Consider the following 25199-nt stretch of genomic DNA (forward strand, 5'->3'; position numbering starts at 1 on the left):
CCTGGCGAACGGTCACGCTCGGTGGTCGCACCGGAGCCGCGTCGAGAAGTGTCGGACCGCCGCTCTAGCGTGTGGCCCCTACCGACCGGAGGGGGGCCACCGTGTTGCACGTCCACCGCGCCGAGCGCGCCGACGCACTCGCGGAGGCCCTGGCCGACGTCCTGGCGTCGCCGCTGCCCGACCCGTTCGCCACCGAGGTCGTCGCGGTGCCGGCCAAGGGGATCGAGCGCTGGCTGGCCCAGCGGCTCTCCCACCGGCTCGGCACGGCCACCGGCGGCGGGGTGTGCGCGGGCGTCGCGTTCCCGTCGCCCGGGCGGGTGCTGGGCGCGGCCGTGCACGCCGCGTCGGGCGTCGACCCGTCGGACGACCCCTGGCGCCCGGAACGGGTGGTGTGGCCGTTGCTGGAGGTGCTCGACGCCGCCGCGGGCGAGCCGTGGTGCCCCGACCTGAGGGCCCACCCGCGCTGGGCCACCGCCCGCCGGATCGCGGAGCTGTTCGCCACGTACTCCGCGCACCGCCCCGGCATGCTCGACGCGTGGCGCGCCGGGGCCGACGCGCCGGGCGACCTGTCGTGGCAGTCGGAGCTGTGGCGCCGCGTCCGGGAGCGGATCGGCGCACCCGGCCCGGCCGAGCGGCTGCGCACCGCGGCCGACGCGCTGCGGGCCGACCCGTCGCTGGCCGAGCTCCCCGAGCGCCTGTCGCTGTTCGGCCCCACCCGGCTCAGCACCGAGCACCTGCTCCTCCTCGACGCGCTCGCGACCCACCGCGACGTGCACCTGTGGCTGCCGCACCCCTCCCCCGCGCTGTGGGCCGCCGTCGCGCGGCGGGCGCCCGCGGAGGTGCCCGAGCGCGCGGCCGACCCCACGGCCGCGGCCGTCGCCCACCCCCTGCTGTCCTCGCTCGGGCGCGACGTCCGGGAGCTGCAGGTCCGGCTCACCGGCGCGGCGCCGGGGTTCTCCGACCACCACCACCCCGCGCCCGAGCCCCCCGACACCCAGCTCGGGCGGCTGCAGCGCGCGCTGCGCGACGACCGCGCCGCCGACGTCGGGCCGGCCGACGGGTCGGTGCAGGTCCACGCCTGCCACGGCGGGCACCGGCAGGTGGAGGTGCTGCGCGAGGTCGTCGTCGGGCTGCTCGCGGCCGACCCCACGCTGGAGCCGCGCGACGTGCTCGTCATGTGCCCCGACATCGAGACCTTCGCCCCGCTGATCTCGGCCGCCTTCGGGCTGGGCGAGCTGGGCACGGCGGTGCACCCGGGCCAGCACCTGCGGGTGCGGCTCGCCGACCGTGCGCTGCGGCAGGTCAACCCGCTGCTCGACACGGTCGGCGCGCTGCTGGAGCTGGCCTCGGCCCGGCTCACGGCGTCGCAGCTGCTCGACCTGCTGGCCTCCGAGCCGGTGCGGATGCGCTTCCGGCTCGACGACGACGACGTCGTGCGGATCCGCGAGCTCGTCGTCGCCTCGGGGGTGCGGTGGGGGCTCGACGCCGCGCACCGCGCCCCGTTCCACCTCGACGGGTTCGGCCAGAACACGTGGGCGGCCGGGCTCGACCGGCTGCTGCTCGGCGTCACGATGTCGGGCGACTGGCTGGGCACGGCGCTGCCGCTGGACGTGGAGTCGGGCGACGTCGAGCGCGTCGGGCGCCTCGCCGAGTTCGTGCACCGGCTCAGCGCGGTGCTGGGCCGGCTGCGGCGCCCGCAGCCGCTGGCGGAGTGGGTCGACGCGCTCACGGCCGGGCTCGACGCGCTCACCGCCACCACCGCGGCCGACGAGTGGCAGGCCGGGCAGGCCCGCGGGGAGCTGGCCGAGGCGCTGCGCACGGCGGGCCCGCACGGCGCGGTCACCGAGCTGGGCCCGGCCGACGTCCGCGGCCTGCTCGACGAGCGGCTGCGCGGGCGCCCGAGCCGGGCGAACTTCCGCACGGGCACGCTCACGGTCGCCACGCTCGTGCCCATGCGCTCGGTGCCGCACCGCGTGGTGTGCCTGCTCGGGCTCGACGACGGTGTGTTCCCGCGCGCCGGGGTCCCCGACGGCGACGACGTGCTGGCCCGCGCCCCGCTGGCCGGCGAGCGCGACGCCCGCAGCGAGGACCGCCAGCTCCTGCTCGACGCCGTGTGCGCGGCCACCGAGCACCTCGTCGTCGTGCACTCCGGGGCCGACGAGCGCACCGGCGCCCGCCGCCCACCCGCGGTGCCGCTCGGGGAGCTGCTCGACGTCGTCGGGCGGTCGGTGGTGGTGCGCCACCCGCTCCAGCCGTTCGACGCCCGCAACTTCGCCGCGGGCGCGCTCGGCGTCGCCCGCCCGTTCAGCTTCGACCGCGCCGAGCTCGACGGCGCCCGCGCCGCGGTCGGCACGAAGGCGCCGCCCGCGCCGTTCCTGGCGGAGCCGCTACCGGTGCGCGACGAGCCGGTGGTCGCGCTCGACGACCTGGTGGCGTTCTGCGAGCACCCGGTGCGGGCGTTCCTGCGGCAGCGGGTCGGGCTGTCGCTGTTCACCCGCGACGACGACCCCGACGACGCGCTGCCCGTGGAGCTCGACGGGCTGGCCCAGTACGCGATCGGGAAGCGGATGCTGGCCGACCGGCTGGCCGGGCTGGACCTCGCGCACTGCCGGGCGGCGGAGTGGCGCCGCGGCGACCTGCCGCCGGGGCCGCTGGGCGAGGCCCTGCTCGCGCGCGTCGTCGACGGGGTGGAGCCGCTGGCCGGGGCGGCGGCGCGGCTCGCGGCGGGCGAGCCGGGTTCGCGCGACGTCGACGTGGAGCTCGCCGACGGCACCCGCGTCGTCGGCACGCTCGACGGCCTGCACGACGGCACGCTGCTGCGCGTCGAGTACTCGCGGCTCAAGGCCGGGCAGCGGGTGCGGGCCTGGGTGCGGCTGCTCGCACTGGTGGCCGGCACCGGGGAGAGCTGGCGCGCGGTGAGCCTCGGGCGGGCCGCGCGGCACGGGATCGCGCGGGCGACGCTGGCGCCGGTCGCGCCGGAGCGGGCGCGGGAGCTGCTGGCCGACCTCGTCGCGCTGCGCCGGGAAGGGCTGTGCGCGCCGCTGCCGCTGGCCACGCAGACGGGCGCGGGCTACGCCAACCGCCGCCTGGGCGGGGCGTCGCCCGACATCGCGCTCACCGACGCCCTGCGCGACTGGACCGGCGCCATCGGCGAGGGCGCCGACGACGCCCACGTCCGCGTGTGGGGCGCCGGGGCCGAGCTGGCCGCGGAGCCCGGGCCACCCGGGGGCGAGCCCACCCGGTTCGGCGAGCTGGCGATGCGGCTGTGGCTGCCGCTGCTGGCCCAGGAGGCGGTGGACTTCCCGTGAGCACCGCCGACGCACTCTTCTCCGCGGAGGCGACATGAGCGCCGTCCTGGCCCCTGCCGCGTTCGACGTCTGCGCCGCCCTGCCCACCGGCACCACCGTCCTGGAGGCCAGCGCCGGCACCGGCAAGACGTTCACGATCGCCGCGCTCGCCGCGCGGTACGTGGCCGAGGGCCGGGCCGCGCTGCCCGAGCTGATGCTGGTCACCTTCGGCCGCGAGGCCACCACGGAGCTGCGGGAGCGGGTGCGGGAGCGGCTGGTCACGGCGGCCGACGGGCTGGCCGACCCGGTCGCCGCCCGCGCCGGGTCCGACGACGTCCTCGCCCTGCTGGCCGACGCGCCAGACGCCGAGATCGCGGCCCGGCGCGAGCGGCTCACCCGCGCGCTGGCCGGCTTCGACGCCGCCACGATCGCCACCACCCACCAGTTCTGCCAGCAGATGCTCGCCGGGCTCGGGGTGGCGGGCGACACCGATCCCGGCGCGGAGTTCGTGGAGTCGATCGACGACCTGATCTCCGAGGTCGTCGACGACTTCTACGTGCGCAAGTACGGGGCGCGCGGGGCGGGCACGCCGGCGTTCGGGCGGGTCGAGGCGGGCAAGCTGGCGCGTGCCGCGGTGCTCGACGGGCAGGCCCGGCTCGAGCCGGCGCACGCGCCCGACGGCTCCCCCGCGCAGGTGCGGCACCGGTTCGCGAGCGCGGTGCGCGGCGAGGTCGCGAAGCGCAAGCGCGAGCGGCGGCTCTACACCTACGACGACATGCTCACGCGCCTGTCCGCGGCGCTGCAGGACCCCGACGGCACCGCGGCGCGGCGGCTGCGCGAGCGCTACCGCGTCGTGCTCGTCGACGAGTTCCAGGACACCGACCCGGTGCAGTGGCACATCCTGCGCACCGCGTTCCACGGGCACACGACGCTGGTCCTGATCGGCGACCCCAAGCAGGCGATCTACGCGTTCCGCGGCGCCGACGTCGTCAGCTACCTCGACGCCACCACCACGGCCGACCGGCACGCCACGCTGGCCCGCAACTGGCGCAGCGACGCCCCGCTGCTCGACGCCCTCGACGTCCTGTTCGACGGCGCCGCCCTGGGCGACGAGCGCATCCGCGTGCACCGCGTCGACGCCGCGCACCCCGTGCCGCGCCTGTCCGGGGCGCCCGTCGACACACCCGTCCGGATCCGGGTGCTCGGCCGCGACGGGCTGCCGCAGTCCGGGCGCAAGCTCGCGCTCGCTCCGCCGGCTCGGGCGCGGGTCGCGCGCGACTGCGCCGCGGAGGTCGCGGCGCTGCTCGCGAGCCCGGCGCAGCTCGACGGGCGCCCGGTGCAGCCCGGCGACGTCGCCGTCCTGGTGCGCACCAACGAGCAGGCCTCGGTGGTGCGGGCCGCGCTGTCGGCCGTCGGGGTGCCGGCGGTGTCGTCGGGCACGGCGAGCGTGTTCGGCACGCCGGTCGCGCGGGAGTGGCTCACGATGCTGGAGGCGCTGGAGCAGCCGCGGGCGTTCCGGGTGCGGGCGGCGGCGCTCACCTGCTTCGTCGGGGTCACCGCGGCGCAGCTGTGCTCCGCCGATGCCGACGCCCTGCTCGACCACCTCGGCGGCACGCTGCGCGACTGGGCCGCGGTCCTGCACGGGCGCGGGGTGGCGGCGCTGCTGGAGGCCGTCACCGGCCCCTCGTCCGACGGCGCGGGGCTGCCCGAGCGGATCCTGCGCACCGCCGACGGCGAGCGCACGCTCACCGACCTGCGCCACGTCGCCCAGTCCCTGCACCACGCGGCCACCACGCAGCACCTCGGCCCGTCCGCGCTGGTCGACTGGCTGCGCCACCGCATCGCCGACGCCGCCACCGACGTGGGCAGCGAGCGCAGCAGGCGACTGGAGTCCGACGCCGCCGCGGTGCAGATCATCACGGTGCACCGCAGCAAGGGCCTCGAGTTCCCGGTCGTGCACGTGCCGTTCGCCTGGGACCGCTTCGTCGGCGACCCCGCCTTCCCGCTGCTGCACGACGCGCGCGGCGAGCGGGTGCTCGACGTCGGCGGCCCGACCGGCGAGTCGTGGGCCGAGCACTGCGACCGCCACCGCGCCGAGGAGGCCGGGGAGGACCTGCGGCTGCTCTACGTCGCACTCACCCGCGCCCGCAGCCAGGTCGTCACGTGGTGGGTGCCGGCCACCACCGTCGCGTCCTCGCCGCTGCACCGGGTGCTGTTCGGGCGCGGCTCGGGCGGCGCGCTCGCCGAGTCCTACAAGGTGCCCGCCGATCCCGCGGCGCTCGACGTGCTGCGCGGGCTGGCGTCCTCGACCACGGCGGTGGAGCCGGTCGGTCCGCCCGCCGAGCCGGTGTTCACCCCGCGCGAGCCCGCGGCCGTCGCGCCGGCGGTCGCGTCGTTCGACCGGGTGCTCGACACCGACTGGCGGCGCACGTCCTACACCGCGCTCACGGCCACCGCCGGGCACCACGCCCCGACCGCGCTCACCGAGCCCGACGAGCCGCGCGTCGACGACGAGCCGGCACCCGACCCGTCCGACCCCGGCACCCCCGCCGACCCGGCCGTGCCCGGCGCCCTCGCGGTGCCGTCGCCGATGGGCGCGCTGCCGCTCGGGGCGGCGTTCGGCACGCTCGTGCACGCGGTGCTCGAGTCGGCCGACCTCACCGCGCCCGACCTCGCCGCCGAGCTCACCGCGCACGCGGCCGAGCAGTTGGCGTTCCGTCCGGTGGCCGGGCTCGACGCCCCGACGCTGGCCGCGGCGCTGCTGCCGTCGGTGCGCACGCCGCTGGGGCCGCTCGCGGACGGGCTGCGCCTGGCCGACGTCGCCCCGCGCGACCGCCTCGCCGAGCTCGACTTCGAGCTGCCGCTGGCCGGGGGCGACGACGCGTCCGGCCCGCCGCTCACGCTCGACGCGCTGGTGCCGCTGCTGCGCACGCACCTCGGGCCGGCCGACCCGCTGCACGCCTACGCCGACGACCTCGCCGCGCTCGGGCCGTCGCCGCTGCGGGGGTACCTCACCGGCAGCATCGACGCGGTGCTGCGCCTGCCCTCGGGCGGCTTCGCGATCGTCGACTACAAGACCAACTGGCTCGGCCCGCCCGGCGGCGTCGAGCCGCTCGTCGCCGCGCACTACACGCCGGGGCGCCTGGCCGAGGCCATGCGCGGCGCCCACTACCCGCTGCAGGCCCTGCTCTACGGGGTGGCGCTGCACCGCTACCTGCGCTGGCGCCTGCCCGCCTACGACCCCGCCCGCCACCTCGGCGGTGTGCTCTACCTGTTCGTGCGCGGGATGTGCGGGCCCGACACCCCGGTCGTCGACGGCGTGCCGTGCGGGGTGTTCAGCTGGGCCCCGCCGCCCGCGCTGGTCGCCGAGCTGTCCGCGCTGCTGGAGAGGGGTGCACCGTGACGGTCCCCGCCGCCCCTGTCCCCGTCGCCGCCGCCCCCGTGCCCGCCCCGGTCCTCACGCCCGCCGAGGCCGACCCGCACGACGCCCGCCTGGTGCTCGGGGGGTCGGGCCTGCTCGCGGTGTTCAACGCCGCCGGCGTCCTCGACGCCGCCGACGTCCACACCGCGCAGCGGGTCGGGCGGCTCGGCGGCGAGTCCGACGAGGCGGTGCTGCTCGCCGTCGCGCTGGCCGTGCGGGCGGTGCGGCTGGGGTCGGTCTGCGTCGACCTCGCCGCGGCCGACCGCACCGTCCTGGGCGAGGGCGACGAGCTCCTCGACGTCTCGGCCCTGCCCTGGCCCGAGCCCGGCGCGTGGCACGCCGCCTGCCTGGCCGGGCCGCTGGTGGCCGACGGCGCCGACGCCCCGGCCGGGCGCCCGCTGCGGATGGTCGCCGGGCAGCTCTACCTGGAGCGCTACTGGCGCGAGGAGGAGCTCGTGCGGCTCTCCCTGCGCGAGCGGGCCGCCGCCGCGCCGCCCGCGCACGACCTCGCCGCGCTGCGCGCCGGCCTCGACGCGCTGTTCCCCGACCCGCTCGCGCTGCGCCAGCGCCAGGCCGCCGCCGTGGCGTCGCTGCGGCGCGTCACCGTGCTCGCCGGCGGCCCGGGCACCGGCAAGACCACCACCGTCGCGGCGCTGCTGACGCTGCTGCTCGACCAGCCCGGCCCGTCGCCGCGCATCGCGCTGGCCGCACCCACCGGCAAGGCCGCGGCCCGGCTGCAGGAGGCGGTCGCCGAGCGCCTGTCCCCCGCGCACCGCGAGCGGGTTGCCGAGGCCTCCACGCTGCACCGGCTGCTGGGCTGGCGGCCCGGCGGCGGCTCCGGGGCGTTCCGGCACGACCGCACGCTCCGGCTGCCCTACGACGTGGTCGTCGTCGACGAGACGTCGATGGTGTCGCTGACGATGATGGCGCGGCTGCTCGACGCGGTGCGCCCCGAAGCCCGCCTCGTGCTGGTCGGCGACCCCGACCAGCTCGCCTCGGTCGAGGCCGGTGCGGTGCTGGGCGACCTCGCGCGCGCCGCGGGCCGCCCCGAGCCCGCCCTCGACAGCGCGCTCGCCGCGCTCGCCGTCCCCACCGGCGTGGTGCACGGCGTCGTCACCCTCGACCACGTCTGGCGCTTCGACGGCGCCATCGCCGAGCTCGCCCGCGCGGTGCAGGCGGGCGACGCCGAGCGCGCGCTGGCCGTCCTGCGCCGCGGCGATCCGGCGCTCGCGTTCACCGACGACGACGGCCCGGCGGCCGTCGAGGGAGCGCGGGCCGACGTCGTCGCAGCCGGCCGTGCGCTCGCCGACGCCGCGCGCGCCGGTGACGTCGACGCCGCGGTCGCCGGTCTCGACGCCCACCGCGTGCTGTGCGCGCACCGCCGCGGCCCGTACGGGGTGGCGCGCTGGACCCTCGACGTCGACCGCTGGCTCGGCCACGGCGGCGCCGCTCGCGAGCCCTGGTGGCCCGGCCGCGCGGTGCTGGTCACCACCAACGACTACGACGCCGGCCTGTTCAACGGCGACACCGGCGTCGCCGTCACCACCCCCGACGGCCTGCGCGTGGCCTTCGCCCGCGGCGGCCCGCCCACCCTGTTCGCCCCGTCGCGGCTGTCGGAGGTCACCGGCGTGCACGCGATGACCGTGCACCGCGGGCAGGGCAGCCAGTTCACGCGCGTCACCGTGGTCCTGCCGCCCGCCGAGTCGCCCCTGCTCACCCGCGAGCTCCTCTACACCGCGGTCACCCGCGCCAAGGACTTCGTGCGGGTGGTGGGCACCGCCGACGCCGTGCGGGCGGCGGTGGAGCGGCCGGTCGCCCGGGCGAGTGGGCTGCGGCACCGGCTCGACTCCTGACCGCTGCACCCCACCGGCGCTCCCGACCGCTCCGGACCAGCACCGCCGCCCGCGTCAGGCCAGGAGGTTCGCCACCGCGAGCTCGATCATGGTGCCGCGGTCGGCGCAGCCGGTCGGCTCGACCATCGAGAGCAGCCCGCTGCCGACGTCGACGACGGTCGTGCAGCCCGGACCCGACGTGCGCAGCGCAGCGAGGCCCCCGACCTCGGCGTCGGTGTACCCACCGGAGAAGGGCGTCGGCGCGGACCGGATGCCGTCGAGGTCCTCGCCGGGAAACACCAACAGCGTCGCCACCGGCACGGCGAAGCCCGCGTCCCGCCGCGTCCACGTGCAGGACCGCGCCGGCCCCGTGTCGGCGGCCCGCCCGGCGCCGAGCCCGGCCGTGGCGAGCTGCGCGGGGGTGAGCAGGTCGCACGGGGCCACTGCGGCGAGGTCCGGCCCGCCCGCTCCCCGGGCGCACCCTGCTCCGGACAGCACCAGTCCGGCCGTCGCCAGCACCGCGGTCATGATCGTGATCATCCTCATCGGCGGAGGGTGGCAGGCCGACCCTGCGCCCCGTGGCGCTTTCGGAGAACCGGACGGGCCGGTCAGGCCGCCGCGAACGCCGCCCGCCGCAGCGCCCGGTACATCAGCGCGGGGTCGCCGAGGCGGCGGCGCAGGGCGCGCTCCAGCCCGGCGATCGGGTAGAGGTTCTGCGGCGCGCGGGAGTCCTTGTAGGCGGAGGAGGCGAAGCGCGGGATCGTCGCCTGGCTGACGTCGGCGAGCGCGACGACCAGCTCCGGCGCCAGCTCGCCGCCGCACTCCACCCGCACCACCCCGGCCCACGGGGCGCCCGGCGGGCACGGCAGCCGCAGGTACCAGGTGTGGCGGTGCAGGGCGCGGTCGCTCTCGGGCTGCTCGAGGCGGAACACCGGCGTGCGCTGCGCCGGGCCCAGCTGCGCCACGACCGCGTTGAGCGCGGGCGGGAGGTAGGTGCGGGCGTGGGTCTTGACCAGCCCGAGCGCGCGGGGCAGGTGCAGGCGCCCGAGCGCGCCGTCGACGACGATCAGGTCGTCCTCGGCGCCGTGCTCGTCGCGGGCGCCCGCGGCGACGAGGAGCTCGGTCTCCTGCATCCGCGTCTGCACCGCGACGCTCAGCGCCTTGCCCGGGTCCTCCCCCGCCCGACCGGGTTCGACGCGGGTGCAGGCGTAGGTGCCCGCCGGGGTGGTGACGTCGACGCCGTCGGGCGAGCTCGTGACCAGGCCGCGCCGCACCTCGGCCCGCACCAGGTGCGCGCCGTCGTCGGTGCAGCAGCACACGACGCCCGCGGCGTAGGAGGCGCACAGCGCCGGCGAGGCGGTGCCGTCGCTCTCGTCGACCCAGACCTGCGCGTCGGTGCGGCGCACGCCGTCGACGAACAGCACCCGCGAGGGCGGGAGCACGCCGGGCGTCGGGTCGACCGGCCCCCACTCCTCGGCCGGCCGCTCCAGCCCGACCACGGCCTCGACCCGCGAGGGCTCCAGGTCGGTGCCGACGCTGGTGCCGTAGGACGGGTCCCACGGGTCGACGGAGAACCTCATGGCGCCACCCTCACAGGTCCTCCCGCGTGACCGACGACGTGCGCTGGTCGCGCCCCACCCGGAACCGCACCGGCACCCGCTCGGCCAGCGCCGGCACGTGCGTGACGACCCCGACCATCCGGTCGCCGCGGGCCGCCAGGTTCTCCAGCGTGCTCGCGACGACCTCGAGGTTGGCCTCGTCGAGCGTGCCGAAACCCTCGTCCAGGAAGATCGACTCCAGCCGCGCGGCGCCGCGGGCGGCGAGCCCGGACATCTGCGCGGACAGGGCCAGGGCGAGCGCGAGGCTGGCCTGGAACGTCTCCCCGCCCGACAGCGTCTTGACCGGCCGCCGCGCGTCGGCGTCGGCGTGGTCGATCACCAGGAACTCGCCGTGGTCGTGGGTGAGCGCGAACTGCCCGCCCGACAGCTCGGCGAGGCTGGTGGACGCGTCGGCCACCAGCGCGTCGAGCGCGGAGGCGACCAGCCAGCGCGGGAAGCCGTCGGAGCGCAGCAGCCCGCCCAGCATCTTCGCGACCTGCTGGGCCTCCTCGGCGGCGTCGCGGTCGGCCGCGATCCGCTCCGCGGTGGCCTTCCGCTCGGCCAGCCGCGCGTGCGCGCCCCGCGCCCGCTCGACGGCCGCGGCGACCACGCTGCGCGCGGCCGCCGGGTCGGCGTCGTCGCCGCGCGCGTTCCCGGCTCCCGCGGCCTCCCGGGCCCGCGCAGGACCCGGTTCGGCGCGCGGGAGGACGAGGTCGTGGGCCGCCAGGTCGTCCACCAGCGCGGCCACCGCGGCCTCGCGGGCCTCGCGCGCGGCGCGGGCGGCGCCGTCGGCCGCGGTCCAGCGGGTGCGGCGGTCGGCGACCGCGTCGGACGCCCAGCCCACCAGCGTGCCCCAGGCGGCGCCCAGGTCGTCGCCGGTGACGGCCGGGGCCCCGAGCGGGACGAGCGGGTCGCGGGCCGTGCGCAGCGCCGCCCAGGCCGCGGCGACCTCGTCGGCCACCTGTGCGGCGTCGCGCTCGGCCGCGCGCAGGGCGGTGCGGGCGGAGCGCAGCGCGGCGTCGGAGGTGCGGGCGGCGTCCTCCAGGACGCTGCGGCGGGCCAGGTCGCGGGCGGCGTCGGCGTCGGACGGCGCGCCGTCGAGCGCGGTGCGCAGCTCGGCGAGCCGCGCCTGCACCCCGTCGACGGCCCCGCGCGCCTCCTGCTCGGCACGCGCGGCCGCCGTCTCCTCGGCGCGCCGCTCGGTGGCGGCGCGGTCGGCCGCGTGCAGCGCGCGCCCGGCCGCGTCGGACTCCCCGTCGGCGGCGGCCACCGCGGCCCGCGCCGACGCCAGCGACGCGTCCCGGGCCTCGGCCTGCTCCGCCGCCCACGCGACGAGCGCGGTCCAGCCGGCGAGCACGTCGTCGTCGGCGACGGCGGGCGCCCCGAACGGGACGAGCGGGTCGCGGGCGGTGCGCAGCGCGGCCGCCGCCCCCGCCGCGTCGGCCCGCACGGCCTCGACCTCGCGCGCCTCGGCCTCCCGCTCGCGGCGCGCCGCGCGGACGGCGGTGTCGGCCTCGCGCGCCGCGCGCTCGGCCTCGTCGAGCCGGGCGAGCTCCCGCTCGACGGTGGCGGCGTCGGGCTCGGGGCGCAGCCGGGCCAGCGCGGCGTCGAGCCGCTCGTGCTCGGCGGCGGCGCGGGCCAGCGCGGCGGCGGCCGCCGCCTCGTGCGCGCGGGCCGTGTCGTGCGCGGCCGCCGCGTCGGCGACGGCCTGCTCCGCCCCCGGGTCGGCGGGCGCCCCGGGCGGCGGCAGCGTCGCGACCGCCTGCGCGCACACCGGGCACGGCTCCCCCACGGCCAGCGCGGGGCGCAGCGTCGCGGCGACGTCGGCGCGCTGGACCTCCGCGCGCCGGCCCTCGGCGTGCTCGAGCGCGTGCCGCGCCGTGCGCACCCGACCGGTCGCCTCGGCGGCGGCCCGCTCGGCGGCGGCGAGCGACCCGGCGGCCGACTCCTGCTCCCGCAGGAGCGTCGCGCGCTCGGCGTGCTCGCGCCGCGCCTGCTCCAGCGGGGCGCGGGCCGGAGCGGCGTCGAGCGCGTCGCGGGCGCGCGTGTCGGCGGCCTCGGCCGCGGCCAGCGCGGTGTCGGCGACGGCCAGCGCGGCGACCGCGGCGCTGCGGCGTCGGCCCAGCGCGTCGAGGCCCGCGGGGACGGCGAGCGCGCGCAGCCCGTCGCGCTCCCCGACGAGCCGGCGGACGGTCTCCCCCGCCGTCGCCGCGGCGGTGGCGGCGGCGTCGCGGACCGCGCGGGCGGTGTCGAGCGCGGTGCGGGCGTCGGCGGCGTCGCGGGCGGCGGTGTCGTAGGCGGCGAGGGACTTGGCGTGCCGGTCGCGCAGGCCGGGGAGGTCGGCGGTGAGCGACGCGAGCTCGGCGTGCCGCGCGCGCACCAGCTCCAACGGGCCGCGCTCGGGGGCGGCGGCGAGCGCGTCGCGGGCGGCGGTGTCGGCCTCCTCGGCGTCGGCGTGGGCGGTGGCGGCGGTGGTGAGCGCGGCGGCGGCCGCGGCGCGCCGGGCGTCGAGGCCCGCCAGGTCGTCGGGCGCGACGAGCGCCGCGAGCACGGTGCCCTCGGCGCGGATCCGGGTGGCGTCGGCCTCGGCCGCGGCCTGCGCGGCGGCGGCCGCCTCCACCTGCGGCACGAGCGCGTCGACCCGCCCCGCCAGCGCCACCAGCGCCTCCACCCGCTCCTGCGCGGCCGCCTCGGCCTCCGCGGTGGCGTCGGCGTAGCCCGCGAGCTGCTCGCCGAGCACGTCGGCGCGCTGGCGCGCCGCGGAGGCCTCGCTGTTGGCCTCGCGCGCGATCTGGTCGTAGAGCCCGAGCCCGAGGATCCGGACCAGCTTCTCCTGGCGCTTGCGCGGCTCGGTGTGCAGGAATTCCGCGAAGTCGCCCTGGGGCAGCACGACGCACGTCGTGAAGTCGCCGAAGGGCAGGCCGAGCAGCTCCTCGACGGCCGTGGTGACGCCGCCCGCGCCGTCGGCCAGCGGCTCGGTCTCGTCGTCGACGCCGCCCTCGGCCGACGGGTCGCGCAGCCGCTCCAGCCGTGCCGACCGCACCGACACCGCGCCCGACGCCGCCCGCCGCAGCTCCCGCGCGGCGACGTAGCGCGCGCCGCCGACGTCGAACACGAGCGTGACGGTGCCCCGCCCGGCCGTCGGGGCGAGCGCCAGCGACACCGTCCGCTGGTTGTCCCACCGCGGCACCGACCCGTAGAGGGCGAACGTGATCGCGTCGATCACCGTGGACTTGCCCGAGCCGGTGGGCCCGACGAGAGCGAAGTACTCGGCGCCGGTGAAGTCGACGACCGTGCGCTCGCGGAAGGACGCGAAGCCGTCGAGGACCAGGCGGACGGGCTTCATCCGGACCCCCGGTCGTGCCCGGACACGGTGTCGTGCCCGGACACCTTGTCGTGCAGCGTGCGGAACAGCGTCTCCACGCGCGGGTCGGCCACGCCCTTCGTGCCCAGGTACTCGGTGAACAGCTCCGACGGGCTGCGCTCGGCCCCGCCCCCGGACGGCCGCGACGCCTCCGGCACGGCGGCGAACTCGGGGTCGATGCGCACCTCGAGCGCGTTCGGCAGCACCGCCGTCACCTCCTCCCGCAGCCCGGCGCGGGCGGGCTCGGTGACCCACACGCGCAACCAGTCGTCCCCGACCGTGCCAGACAGCACCGACAGTTCCGCGACGGTGCCGCGCACGGTCCGCAGCCGGCGCCCCGACGTGACCGGGATGTCGGTGATCCGCGCGGGCGTCGACGGGGTGGCCTCGACCAGGCAGACGACGGGCTGGTTCTGCTGCTCCCCGAAGTCGACGGCGAGCGGCGCGCCGGAGTAGTGGACGGGGCACGGCGCCTCCATCCGCTGGCGGCGGTGCAGGTGGCCCAGGGCGACGTAGTGCGCCTCGATCGGGAAGATGCTCGCCGGCACCGCGTACTCGAAGATCGACTGCGCGGCGCGCTCGCCGCCGCCGAACGTCCCGTTCAGCACGGTCAGGTGGGCCATGACGAGGTTGACGCCGTCGTCGCGGAAGCCGGCGGTGAGGGTGCCGAGGACGTCGCGCAGGTTCTGGTCGTAGGCGTTCGTGTTCTCGCCCGGGGTCTGCGCGACGAGGTCGGCCGCGCGCACGGCGTAGCGCTGGGAGAGGAACGGCAGGACGGCGACGGTCACGGGCTCGCCGGTCGACCGCGCGTCGAAGCGCACGACGCCACCGCGGTCGGCCGTCCGCACCTCGCCGACCAGCGTGATCCCCGACGCCGACGCCAGCGGGCGGTACGCGTCGAGCGCGCGGGCGTGGTCGTGGTTGCCGGCGATCGCGATGACCTCCGCACCCGTCGCGGCCAGCCCCATCAGCGTGCGGATGACGAGCTTCTGGGCCTCGGCGGAGGGCGCGGCGGTGTCGTAGAGGTCGCCCGCGACGAGCACTGCGTCGACCTCCTGCTCCCGCGCGATCGCCACGATCTCGCGCAGCACCCGCTCCTGCTCCTCCAGCCGCGAGTGGCCCTTGAGCGTCTTGCCGACGTGCCAGTCGGCGGTGTGCAGGAAGCGCATAGGGCGACGATCGTAGGCGGGCCCTGTGTTCTGTCGGGGGTCGGTGCCACTCTGTCGGCCATGCCCACCCGAGACGCCCCCTGGCCCGCCGGAACGCCGTGCTGGGTCGACCACGCCGCGCCCGACGTCGATGCCGCCACCGCGTTCTACGGCCCTGTGCTGGGGTGGTCGTTCGTCGACACCGGCGAGCAGTTCGGCCACTACACGCTCGCGCAGGTCGGCGGGCGGTCGGCCGCGGCGCTCGGCCCGGCGCAGCCCGGGCAGCCCGCGGCCTGGACGCTGTACCTGGCCAGCGACGACGCCGCCGCCACCGCACGGGCGGTCACCGAGCACGGCGGCACCGTGCTCGTGGAGCCGTTCGAGATCCCGGGCAACGGGCACCTCGGCACGGCGCTCGACACCTCCGGCGCCGCGTTCGGCATCTGGCAGCACGGCGGCACGATCGGCGCCGAGGTCCACGGCGAGCCCGGCGCGCTGCTCTGGGAGGACGCCCGCCTCACCGACCCCGTGGCGGGGCAGGAGTTCTACGCGTCGGTCTTCGGCTGGACCTACGACGCCGTCCCCGGCGCCCCCGACGACTACGCCACCTTCTCCGTCGGCGGGGAGATCGCGGGCGGCATCGGCGGCATGATGGGCGCCCCCGCCGGCACGCCCAGCCACTGGCTGCCCTACTTCATGGTGTCCGACGTCGACGCGGCGGTGGCCGCGGCGGTCGGCGCGTCGGTGCCGATGCCGCCCACCGACACCCCGTTCGGGCGGATGGCGATCCTGGTCGACCCCTTCGATGCGAGCTTCGCGGTGCACGGGGGGATGGAAGGCTGACGCGTCAGCCGTGAGTGGCAACGAGTGCCCTGGCACTCGTTGCCGCTCACGGCCTAGAACGGCGCGTCGTCGTCCTCCGCACCCGCCGGGAGGCGGGCGAAGGGGTCCCTCGCCGTCGCCGCGTGCCCGTTCGTCGACGCCGGCGCCCCGGCGCTCTCCGAGAGCCGCGTCGCCCACGCCGGGAACGGGAACTCCACCGCCAGCGGCACCGGGATCTCGGGCTGCGAGACGAACATCGTCCCGGGCTTCGCCAGCACCGCCCGCGCCCGCTGCGAGGGCGGGAGGAAGCCGTACTCGGGGCGCCCGGCCTCGGCGGGGTCGAGCCGCCCGACCACCTTGATCGAGGAGTTCGACACGATCCGCCGCTCCACCTCCGACGCCGTCTGCTGCGCGCCGATCAGGATGATGCCGAGCGAGCGCCCGCGCTCGGCGATGTCGAGCAGCACCTCCTTGATCGGCGACGAGCCCTCGCGCGGGGCGTACTTGTTCAGCTCGTCGATCATCGTGAACAGCAGCCCCGCCGCCCCGGCCTGCTCCTTGCGCGCGGTCTCCGCGGCCAGCACCACGCCGACGACGAAGCGCTGGGCGCGCTCGGGCAGGTTGTGCAGGTCGACGACCGTGACCTGCTGGTTCTCCGTGCTCACCCGCCGCCCCGGCGCGTCGGCGAGGTCGCCGCGGACGATCGTGCGCAGCGGCTTGAGCGAGGAGCGAAGGCGGCGCAGGAACGCGTTGACCGTGCCGATGCCGGTGACGGGGCCGGCCCAGTCGCGGCGGGCGTCCTCGTCGGCGAGCCGGTCGGCGACGAACTCGACGAGCGCGTCGTAGCTGCGCAGCGTCTGCCCCTCGACGACTACGGCGCCGTCGGCGACGGGCACGGCGACCCGCTTCAGCCGGGCCGCGACCTGGTGGATCACCATCGTGTACTGGTTGCGCTCGTCCTCGGCGTCGGCGAACACGAACGGCAGCAGCTCACCGGAGCAGAACTCGGCGAGCGTCCACCAGAACGCCGCCACCCCGCTCGTGCGCCCGCTGACGTACGGGCGGCCGGTGGGGTCGTCGGGCGTGGGCGGGGCGAAGAAGCCGGCCGAGGAGAACGGCGAGGCCGGCAGGTTCAGGCGGGCGTAGCGGGCGCGCTGCTCGTCGTCGAGCCGGGCGTTGGCGTGGTCGAGGAACAGCAGGTCCTCGCCCTTGACGCTGAACACGAGCGCCTTCGCGTTCACCGCGCGCCGTCCGAGCACCCCGGAGCGGAAGATCGAGTAGAGCAGGAACAGCGCGAAGCTGGTCTTCGTCGCCACGCCGGAGATGCCGCTGATGGAGACGTGGCCGCCGCGGGTGCCGTCGAGGAACTCCAGGTTGACGAAGATCGGCTCCCCGTCGCGGCCGAGGCCGACGGGCACCTTGAGGTCCATCTTGTCGAAGTAGAGGGCCTGCGCGCGCTCGTGGCCGGTGGCGCGGCGGACGGGCGAGCCGGGCGTCGGCGGCACGTAGACCTCGGGCTCGACCCGGGTGGTCGTGATCTCGGCGACCTCCTGCACCTGCGCGGGCAGCACGCCGTCGGCGATGAGGAAGACGTCGGAGCCGAAGGTGGCGCCCTCGTGCCGCGCCCGCACCTCGGTGACCACCCCGGACGTCGTCACGGCGCCGTGCCCGGGCACCGACCGCTGCGTGACGACCACGTCGTCGAGCTGCAGGTACTCCCCCGGCTGCAGGGCGACGCAGAACTGCAGCGGCGTCGAGTCCTCCGTGCCGACGACGAGTCCGACGGGCGACGGGGTGGGCGGGGACGACACGCGGCGAGCCTAGTGACCCTCGACCCCCGCCCCACCGCCGCCTACTGTCGACCCTCCACGACGGGGAGAGGACGACGATGACCGAGCCCAGGTTCGATCTCGGCTGGATGGACGACGTGATCCGGGGTCTGCACTCCCTGACCTCCGACCAGGTCCCCGCCCTGGAGATCACCCTGCTCGACGCGGTGGTCGACTGGCTGTTCTCGCCGCAGAACCCGCAGACCGCCGACCCGCAGGCCGAGTACGACGAGTCGCACGCGGGCACGCTGGTCTCCACGATGTTCACCGCCGTCGACACCTCGCGGACGTTCCTGCCGAAGCAGGAGCCCGCCGTCACCGACGCGATCACGGCGGCGCGGGCCCGGATGGTCGACGGCGCGCACGAGCTGTCGGCGCAGGGCCCCGAGGGCATCTCGATCCTGGTGTCGCGCGCGATGCCCGCGGTGCTCGCCGAGCTGAGCGGCAACTCCGGCGAGCGCGCCAAGCAGGCCCACGGCGTCTTCGTCTACCTGCTCTACACGCTCGCGCTGGGCACCCGCACCGAGCACGACCCGGTCGTCATGGACGGGGTCGTCGAGGCGTTCGTCGGATGGGACGGCGTGCTGCGCGGCGGGTACGCCCTCCCCTGGCGCCCCGCCCGCCCCGCCGAGGATCAGGCCGAGTAGCGCTGCTGGATGGCCGCCATGCCGGCGCCGAAGACCCCGTCCGCGAAGAGCTTGACCAGCTCGGGCTCGTCGGCGGCGTCGGCGTCGAAGTCGGTCCACCACTCCACGAACGCCCGGCCCGTGTCGGTCACCGGCGCCACCCGGACCGTCGCGACGTAGCGGCGCACCGGGAACGGGCTCTCGAGGATCTCGTAGGTCTGGCTGCGCACGTGGTCGTCGAGGGCGAGCAGGCGCTCGACGACGGTGCCGCCGTCGCCCAGCGTCAGCCGGCGCACCGCACCGGCCTCCGCGGCGCTGCCGTCGGTGTCGAGCGCGCTGGCGGCGATCGCCGGCATCCAGGACGCGAGGCCGTTGAAGTCGCGGACGATCCCCCAGACCTCGTCGGCGGAGGCGGCGATCACGGCACTGGCGTAGGCGCGGGGCATCAGGCGGTTCCTCTCGGGCGGAGACGGTTCTTGAAGGCTCGGGTCTGCTCGGTCAGCGCGATCTCGGTGGGCAGGCGCTCCATGGACGACGCGCCGTAGAAGCCGTGGCAGTACCGGGTGCGCTCCAGCACGTGGGCGGCGTCGTCGGGCGAGGAGATCGGCCCGCCGTGGCAGAGCACGAGGACGTCGTCGCGCACCTCCCGCGCGGCCGCGGACCACTCGTCGATCAGCGCGACGCAGTCGTCCAGGGTCTTGGCGGTGCCCGCCCCGATCGCGCCGCCGGTGGTCAGGCCCATGTGGCAGACGACGAGGTCGGCGCCGGCGCGCGCCATCACGCGCGCGTCGTCGGCGGAGAAGACGTAGGGGGTGGTGAGCAGGTCGGCGGCGTGGGCGGCGGCGATCATGTCGACCTCCAGCCCGAATCCCATCCCGGTCTCCTCGAGGTTGGCGCGGAAGACGCCGTCGATGAGGCCGACGGTCGGGAAGTTCTGCACGCCCGCGAAGCCGAGGTCGGCGAGCTCGCGCAGGAAGCGGTCGGTGAGCAGGAAGGGGTCGGTGCCGTTGACGCCCGCGAGCACCGGGGTGCGCTCGACGACCGGCAGCACCTCCGCGGCCATCTCGACGACGATCTCGTTGGCGTTGCCGTAGGCCAGCAGCCCGGCCAGCGAGCCGCGGCCGGCCATCCGGTAGCGGCCGGAGTTGTAGATGACGATGAGGTCGATGCCGCCGGCCTCCTCGCACTTGGCCGACAGGCCGGTGCCCGCGCCGCCGCCGACGATGGGCTCGCCGCGGGCGGCCATGTCGGCGAAGCGCTCGACGAGCTCGGCGCGCCGGAACCTCACTCCGACACCTCCCGCCACGCGTCGAGGACCGCGTCGGCGAACTCCGGGTCGTTGACGTGGTGCGGCACCCGGCGCACGATCCCCGGCCGCGCGTCCTTCTCGACCGCGGAGAACAGCGCCTCGTCGGCCTCCGGGTCGTGAAACGGCTGGCCGGGCGCGTCGAGCGCGGAGACGCCGCCGGTCGGCAGCAGGAACAGCGCCGGCCCCGTCATCGCGTTGAGCTTGCGGGCCAGGAACTCCCCGACGGCGACGTTCTCCGCCGGGGTCGTCCGCATGAGCGTGACCTGCGCGTTGTGCACGTAGAGCAGCCTCCCGTCGAAGCGCCCGGGCACGTCGGCCCCGAAGTTGACCATGTCCAGCGCCCCGCACGATCCCACGTACGGCACGCCGGTGCGCGCGACGGCGTCGAGCCGGTCCTCCCCCGCGGCCATCACGCCGCCGACGAGGAGGTCGGCGATCTCGGTGGTGGTGAGGTCGAGGACGCCGCCGATCAGCCCGTCGTCGACGAGCTTCTCCATCGCGCGCCCGCCGGTGCCGGTGGCGTGGAAGACGAGCGCGTCGACGTCGTCGCCGAGGCGCTCGCGGACGTGGGTGACGCACGGCGTCGTCACGCCGAACATGGTGAGCCCGACGGCCGGGCGGTCGTCCGCGGCGGGCACCCGGTGGGTGAGCATCCCGACCAGCGCGTGCGCGGCGTTGGCGAGCACGCGCCGGGAGATGCGGTTGAGCCCGGCGACGTCGGTGACCGAGTGCAGCATCGCGATGTCCGACGCCCCGACGTAGGGCGCGACGTCACCGGACGCCACCGTCGACACCATGATCTTCGGGACGCCCACGGGCAGCGCCCGCATCGCCGGCGCCACGATCGCGGTGCCGCCGGAACCGCCGAGCCCGAGGATCCCGGCGACGTCGTCGCGGGCGCGGATCCAGTGCTCCAGCGCGACGGACATCGCGCTCACGGCCGTGCCGCGGTCGCCGGTGAACACGGCGCCGGCGCCGTCGGGGTGGGCCGCGGCGACCTCGGCGGCTGGCACGTCACCCCCGCTCGACGGGCCGGTGGAGACGTCGACGAGCCGCGCCTCCACCCCCGCCGCCCGCAGCAGGTCGGCCGCGTACGCGAGCTCCGCGGCCTTGGTGTCCAGGGTGCCGACGACGTAGGCGATCACCCGATCAGTTGTAGCGCATGGCCACGGCTAACGGGTGCCGGAGTGACGGCGATGTCCGGTTCACGAGGTTCGGGGGGTTCATGGTTCTCACTGGAGCACTGGTCAAGGCGGTCGTCGGTCTGGTCGCGGTCGCCGGGGTGACGACGGCGGTGGTCGTCGCGACGTCGGGCGGGCCGGACGAGGCGATCGTGACGCGGGTCGTCGACGGCGACACGATCGACGTGACCGTCGGGGGCACCGAGCACCGGGTGCGCCTGCTCAACATCGACACCCCGGAGTCCGTCGACCCGGACCGGCCCGTCGAGTGCCTGGCCCTCGAGGCGACGGCGTTCCTGGAGGACCTGCTGCCGAGCGGGACGCCGGTGCGGCTCGAGTACGACGAGGTCCGCACCGATCGCTACGACCGGACCCTTGCCGGCGTGTTCACCGCTGCTGGGGCACTGGTGAACGCGGAGATCGCCCGCGCCGGGCTCGCCGCCGTCGTGGTGTTCGACGACAACGTCCGCTTCCTGCCGCCGGTCGAGGAGGCTCGGGCGGAAGCCGAGGCGGCGGGCGTCGGGCTGTACTCGGCGGACGTGGAGTGCACCCTCCCCGCGCAGGTGGCGGCGCTGGAGGCCGTTCCCGCCGTAGCCGCCCCACCGGCGGCCGCGACGTCGAGCGCGTTCACGGTCGCAGTGAACACCGAATCGATCCTCGTCTCTGCTGCCGACCGTCTCCTCGTCCTGGTCCGCGACACCACCCGACCCGCTCTGGCGGTGTTCGAGCAGTCCGCTCGCCTGCGCTTCGCGGACCGGGTCGACGAGGTGCGCGCTGCGGCGGCGGCCCGGCGCGCGGAGCTGCAGGGCACCGCAGGTGTGCGACTCGCGGCCGAACAGGCAGAGGCCGCGCGGATCGCCGAGGAGGCACGACAGGCGGAGCAGGCCCGGGCGGAGGCCGAGGCCGCAGAGGCTCGCGAAGCCGAGGAGCGACGCCGGCGAGCAGAGGAGCGCGACCGGGCATCCGCGCCCTCCCCGCCGAGCAGCGGCGGGAGCAGCAGTGGCGGCGACACCTACACCGGCAAACGCTGCTACGAACCGGGTGGGGTCGTCTACCGCCCGTGCTGATTGCGCGACGGGCATGCCTCGACGCGTGAGAGGAACGTCAGTGCTGTTCGGCCGGGCCCGAACTACCGTGGCGTTCCTCTCACGCGCCCCCGGCCACCTGTGCACCACCGCCGCCGCTCACCGGACAGGTCACGCGAGCACGTAGCGCGCACCCAGCACGTCCGCCCACTCAGTGAGCGCGGGCTGCGCTGCCGCGGCGTCGGCGAACCGCTCGATCGACCAGAACAGTGTCGGGACCGCGGGAACCACCGTCCCCCCTGCCTCGACGACCGACTGCGGCTAGCTCGCGCCCCCGGCCAGCACCACCAGGTCCTCCCCCGTCAGCCCCGGCCACCCGTGCACCACCCGCCGCCACTCCCCCGGCACCGCCGACGCCCCGAACCGCGCCCCGAGCAGGGCGCCGGCGATCGCCGCGACGGTGTCGGTGTCGCCGCCCCCGCGCACCGCGGCCTGCAGGCCGTCGACCAGGTCCCTTGCCCCGGCCACCGCCGACCATGCCCCCTGCAGCGCCGCCACCACCCAGCCGTTGGTCGCGGCGAAGGCCGAGGGGTCGTTGCGCTCGGCCTCGTCGATCCACCCCTCCCACGCCGGGTCGACGTGCGGCAGCCCGACGCGGACGTCGAGCTCGCCGGTGCGCACGGCGCGGTCGATCGCCAGGCACCACAGCACGCAGGCGTCGCCGGCGACGGGGTCGTGGTGCGTCAGGCCCGACACCGCCCGCGCGGCCTCCACCACCCCGGTGCTGCGCAGGGCTACCGGCGCCGTGCGCATGAGCGAGCCGTTGCCCGCGCTGCGCCCGGTCGCGGCGTGCACGGCCGCCGCCCGTTCCCGCATCCGCGCCGCGGCCCCGGCCCGTGGCGTGCCGCGCAGCGCCCCGAGCACCGCCGCGGTCTGGGTGCCGACGTCGGCCGGGCCGGCGGCGAACCAGTCCAGGAACCCGGCGGCGACGGCGTCGAGCGCGGCGTCCGTGCGCAGGTCGCCGGGCACCCGCGCGATCACGCACGCCATCTCGGTGTCGTCGCTCCACTGCCCCGGCGCATAGCCGCCGAGCCCGCCGCCGAGCATCTCCGCGCGCTCCCCCAGCGCGCGGCTGCCCAGCTCGTACGGGACGCCGAGCGCGTCGCCGCACGCCGCGCCGAGCAGCACCCCCGCCGCGCGGTCCTCCTCGGTGCTCACGCCGCCGCCCGCTCGTTGATCGCCACCGCGTGCACGTCCCGACCCTGCCACCGCAGCACCGACACCCGCGGCCCGAGGTCGCGGACGAACCGCCGCGCGTGGCGCCCGAGCGTGGCCACCGGACGGCGGCCGAGTGCGTCGAGCGCGGCCGCGTGCAGCAGACCGCCCCACACGGCGGCGAGCGTCGACGGGGCGTCGAACACCTCCAGCAGGACCGGTCGCCCCGCGATCCCGACCAGCACCCCGCTCTGGAACGGCAGCGGCGACAGGCCCGCGACCAGCGCGGACGCGGCCGCGTCGAGGTGGCGGACGGTGTCGAACAGCGACTCCCCGTGGCCGTAGCGCGCCACCCGCTCCCACACCTCCCGCTGGCCCGACGCCGTGCGCACCGCGAGCGGCGCCCGCCGCCCGTCGCGCGCGTGCACCCCCGCCCCGGCCCAGCGGGCCTGCTCCACGCACCGCACCGGCAGCACCGCCGCCGACCCCGGCTCGACGAGCACCGACCGCGCCGCCACCCGGTCCTGCCGGCCCCCGGCCAGCAGCTCGCCCTCCAGCACGAGCGCGGGCCGGTCGCCGGGGTTGGTGACGAGCAGCTCCCCCACCGCGGCGTCGCGGCGCTCGGCCACGACCACGCCCCCCAGCGCGTAGCCGGTGTCGGCGACCGCGGCGCCGTTGAACACGGGGAACACCGTCAGCGCTCCCCGCACCACCGGGTTGCCCACGTGCACGTCCATCCCGACCACTCCCTCATTAGCGCAAGACTGCGATAACTAATAAGAGCACGAGTGCGCTAACTTGTCCAGCATGATCTGGCGCGACTCCTCCGGCCGCACGCTGGCCGACTACCCGCACCCCTCGGTGGCCGTCGACGTCGCCCTGCTCACCGTCGCCGACGACCGGCTCTGCGTCCTGCTGCACGAGGGCCGCGCGCTGCCGGGCACGTTCCTGCGGATCGACGAGACCCTGCGCGCCGCCGCCCTGCGCGTGCTGCGCGACAAGGCGGGCGTGACGGGTGAGGAGCCGCGCCAGCTCGCCGTGTTCGACGACCCCGAGCGCGACGACCGCGGCCGCGTCCTGTCCGTCGCCCACGTCGACCTGGTCCCCGCCGAGCGCCTCGACGGCCCGCTGACCCCGGTCGACGACCTGCCGCCGCTCGCGTTCGACCACACCGCGATCGTCGACGCCGCCGTCGCCTGGGCCCGCGACGCCTACGCCGCGCTCCCCGACCCCCGCGGCCTCGTCGGACCCGACTTCACCCTGCTGGAGCTGCAGCGCGTGCACGAGGCCGTGCTCGGCGCGCCCCTGCCCAAGGACACGTTCCGACGCCGGATGCAGGAGCACCTGATCGACACCGGCACACTGAGCCGCGGATCGGTCGGCAAGCCCGCCCGGGTCTTCCGCCGCGCACCCCGGGAGTACGCATGATCAACGACGACGAGCGCATCGCGCTGTTCCTCGACTACGAGAACCTGGCCATCGGCGCGCGCGACGGCCTCGGCGTCACACCGTTCGACTTCGGCCCCATCGCCGACGCCCTGGCCGAGCGCGGGCGGGTCGTCGCGCGGCGGGCGTACGCCGACTGGTCGGCCTTCGACGAGGACCGCCGACTGCTCACCCGCGCGCAGGTCGAGCTGATCGAGATCCCGCAGCGGCTCGGGGCGTCGCGCAAGAACGCGGCCGACATCAAGATGGTCGTCGACGCGATCGAGATGGCGTTCGAGCGCAGCTTCGTCACGACGTTCGCGATCTGCACCGGCGACTCCGACTTCACCCCGCTGGTCAACAAGCTCCGCGAGCTCGACAAGCGCGTGATCGGCATCGGCGTGGAGTCGTCGACGTCGGCGCTGCTGCCGCCCTCGTGCGACGAGTTCCTGTTCTACGACCGCCTGCCCGGCGTCGAGCCGTCGCAGGCGCCGCGCCGCCCCGCGCGCCGGGGTCGCGGGCACGCGGCCGCACCGGTGCCGGTGGAGGCCGTGCCGGTCACCGACGTGGCGCCCGTGGTGGTCGCCGAGGAGCCGGTCGTCGACGAGCCGGCGGCGCCGGTCGAGGAGCGCGAGGTCGGCCCGATCGTCACCACCACCCTGGCCGGGTTGCAGCGCCACGCCGACGGGGTCGTCCTCGCCTCACGGCTCAAGCGCGCGATCCTGCGCAAGGACCCCACCTTCGACGAAGCCGACCACGGCTTCCGCAGCTTCGGCGAGCTCATGCGGCACCTGGAGGCCGCCGGGGTCGTCGAGCTGCGCAAGGGTTCGGCGCAGGGGGACCCCGAGGTCACGTTCCCGCAGGACGCCTCCGCCGACGACGACGCGTTCCGGCTGCTCGTCGACGTCGTCCGCGGGCTGCAGGGCCCGCGCTTCCGCCCGCAGCTCTCCGGCCTCAAGGACCAGCTCCGCAAGCGCGAGCCGGGGTTCAGCGAGAAGCGCTACGGCTTCAACACGTTCCTGTCGTTCGCGAAGGCCGCCCGCGCCCGCGACCTGCTCGCGATGGACTGGGACGAGGACACCGGCGACTACCTGCTGCGCGTGCCCGACTGAGCCAC

At 76.8% G+C, this 25199-nt stretch carries 18 protein-coding genes; 8 read left to right on the forward strand and 10 right to left on the reverse strand.

What is annotated here, in order from left to right; all coding sequences use genetic code 11:
• The first annotated feature begins 101 nt into the window (after nt 1–101).
• Genes recC through recD form a run of 3 tightly spaced genes read left to right on the forward strand, consistent with a single transcriptional unit; the run spans nt 102 to nt 8561 of the window.
• Complete coding sequence (gene recC / locus HOP40_RS31970; protein WP_172166565.1) at nt 102–3308, forward strand: exodeoxyribonuclease V subunit gamma; 3207 nt, start codon at nt 102–104, stop codon at nt 3306–3308.
• A gap of 34 nt (nt 3309–3342) precedes the next feature.
• Nucleotides 3343–6690 carry a UvrD-helicase domain-containing protein gene (locus tag HOP40_RS31975; RefSeq protein ID WP_172166567.1) on the forward strand — a complete coding sequence of 1116 codons (3348 nt, stop codon included), beginning with the start codon at nt 3343–3345 and terminating at the stop codon, nt 6688–6690.
• Complete coding sequence (gene recD / locus HOP40_RS31980; RefSeq protein WP_205346990.1) at nt 6687–8561, forward strand: exodeoxyribonuclease V subunit alpha; 1875 nt, start codon at nt 6687–6689, stop codon at nt 8559–8561. Before HOP40_RS31975 ends, recD begins: the two co-directional genes overlap by 4 nt.
• Before the next feature lie 54 nt (nt 8562–8615).
• On the opposite strand, the gene HOP40_RS31985 is transcribed toward recD, so the two are convergent.
• The 4 genes from HOP40_RS31985 to HOP40_RS32000 all read right to left on the reverse strand — a co-directional run bounded on the left by HOP40_RS31985 (nt 8616) and on the right by HOP40_RS32000 (nt 14671).
• Nucleotides 8616–9086 carry a DUF3558 family protein gene (locus tag HOP40_RS31985; protein ID WP_172166569.1) on the reverse strand — a complete coding sequence of 157 codons (471 nt, stop codon included), beginning with the start codon at nt 9084–9086 and terminating at the stop codon, nt 8616–8618.
• 62 nt (nt 9087–9148) lie between these two features.
• Nucleotides 9149–10120, reverse strand: a complete 972-nt coding sequence (locus tag HOP40_RS31990; protein WP_172166571.1) for a hypothetical protein — start codon at nt 10118–10120, stop codon at nt 9149–9151.
• Between the two features lie 10 nt (nt 10121–10130).
• Nucleotides 10131–13484 (reverse strand): AAA family ATPase, encoded by a 3354-nt coding sequence (locus tag HOP40_RS31995; protein ID WP_172166573.1) that lies wholly within the window; start codon nt 13482–13484, stop codon nt 10131–10133.
• Entirely contained in the window at nt 13481–14671 is a 1191-nt protein-coding gene (locus tag HOP40_RS32000; protein WP_172166575.1) for an exonuclease SbcCD subunit D, read from the reverse strand. Before HOP40_RS32000 ends, HOP40_RS31995 begins: the two co-directional genes overlap by 4 nt.
• A gap of 60 nt (nt 14672–14731) precedes the next feature.
• Between HOP40_RS32000 and HOP40_RS32005 the strand changes: the two genes are divergently transcribed.
• Entirely contained in the window at nt 14732–15493 is a 762-nt protein-coding gene (locus HOP40_RS32005) for a VOC family protein (RefSeq protein WP_172166577.1), read from the forward strand.
• Nucleotides 15494–15546: 53 nt separating this feature from the next.
• On the opposite strand, the gene HOP40_RS32010 is transcribed toward HOP40_RS32005, so the two are convergent.
• Complete coding sequence (locus tag HOP40_RS32010; RefSeq protein WP_172166579.1) at nt 15547–17283, reverse strand: ATP-binding protein; 1737 nt, start codon at nt 17281–17283, stop codon at nt 15547–15549.
• A 77-nt stretch (nt 17284–17360) separates the two neighbouring features.
• Here HOP40_RS32010 and HOP40_RS32015 point away from each other — a divergent pair, with 77 nt between their 5' ends.
• Complete coding sequence (locus HOP40_RS32015) at nt 17361–17948, forward strand: hypothetical protein (RefSeq protein WP_172166581.1); 588 nt, start codon at nt 17361–17363, stop codon at nt 17946–17948.
• On the opposite strand, the gene HOP40_RS32020 is transcribed toward HOP40_RS32015, so the two are convergent.
• The 3 genes from HOP40_RS32020 to HOP40_RS32030 are packed head-to-tail and all read right to left on the reverse strand — an operon-like array spanning nt 17936 to nt 20381.
• Complete coding sequence (locus tag HOP40_RS32020) at nt 17936–18373, reverse strand: SRPBCC family protein (RefSeq protein ID WP_172166583.1); 438 nt, start codon at nt 18371–18373, stop codon at nt 17936–17938. The two genes, HOP40_RS32015 and HOP40_RS32020, sit on opposite strands and share 13 nt — an antisense overlap.
• Nucleotides 18373–19215 carry a phosphoenolpyruvate hydrolase family protein gene (locus HOP40_RS32025; protein WP_275691321.1) on the reverse strand — a complete coding sequence of 281 codons (843 nt, stop codon included), beginning with the start codon at nt 19213–19215 and terminating at the stop codon, nt 18373–18375. Before HOP40_RS32025 ends, HOP40_RS32020 begins: the two co-directional genes overlap by 1 nt.
• Nucleotides 19212–20381 carry a Tm-1-like ATP-binding domain-containing protein gene (locus HOP40_RS32030; protein ID WP_172166585.1) on the reverse strand — a complete coding sequence of 390 codons (1170 nt, stop codon included), beginning with the start codon at nt 20379–20381 and terminating at the stop codon, nt 19212–19214. The genes HOP40_RS32025 and HOP40_RS32030 overlap by 4 nt, the downstream gene beginning before the upstream one ends.
• Nucleotides 20382–20461: 80 nt before the next feature.
• On the opposite strand from HOP40_RS32030, the gene HOP40_RS32035 reads away from it, so the two are divergent.
• On the forward strand, nt 20462–21484 hold the full coding sequence (locus tag HOP40_RS32035; protein WP_172166587.1) for a thermonuclease family protein: 1023 nt from the start codon (nt 20462–20464) through the stop codon (nt 21482–21484).
• Between the two features lie 279 nt (nt 21485–21763).
• Here HOP40_RS32035 and HOP40_RS32040 read toward each other — a convergent pair whose 3' ends face one another.
• Both HOP40_RS32040 and HOP40_RS32045 read right to left on the reverse strand, forming a co-directional pair.
• Nucleotides 21764–22660, reverse strand: coding sequence for an ADP-ribosylglycohydrolase family protein (locus HOP40_RS32040; protein ID WP_172166589.1), 897 nt, complete (start codon nt 22658–22660; stop codon nt 21764–21766).
• Nucleotides 22657–23394 (reverse strand): ARPP-1 family domain-containing protein, encoded by a 738-nt coding sequence (locus HOP40_RS32045; protein ID WP_172166591.1) that lies wholly within the window; start codon nt 23392–23394, stop codon nt 22657–22659. The genes HOP40_RS32040 and HOP40_RS32045 overlap by 4 nt, the downstream gene beginning before the upstream one ends.
• A 70-nt stretch (nt 23395–23464) precedes the next feature.
• Here HOP40_RS32045 and HOP40_RS32050 point away from each other — a divergent pair, with 70 nt between their 5' ends.
• A complete protein-coding gene (locus HOP40_RS32050; protein WP_172166593.1) occupies nt 23465–24085 on the forward strand; it encodes an NUDIX hydrolase in 621 nt (206 codons plus the stop codon).
• Nucleotides 24082–25194: an NYN domain-containing protein gene (locus HOP40_RS32055; RefSeq protein WP_172166595.1), complete on the forward strand. Its 1113-nt coding sequence runs from the start codon at nt 24082–24084 to the stop codon at nt 25192–25194. Before HOP40_RS32050 ends, HOP40_RS32055 begins: the two co-directional genes overlap by 4 nt.
• The last annotated feature ends 5 nt before the right edge of the window (nt 25195–25199 follow it).

This window comes from Pseudonocardia broussonetiae (assembly GCF_013155125.1).
Taxonomy (GTDB): domain Bacteria; phylum Actinomycetota; class Actinomycetes; order Mycobacteriales; family Pseudonocardiaceae; genus Pseudonocardia; species Pseudonocardia broussonetiae.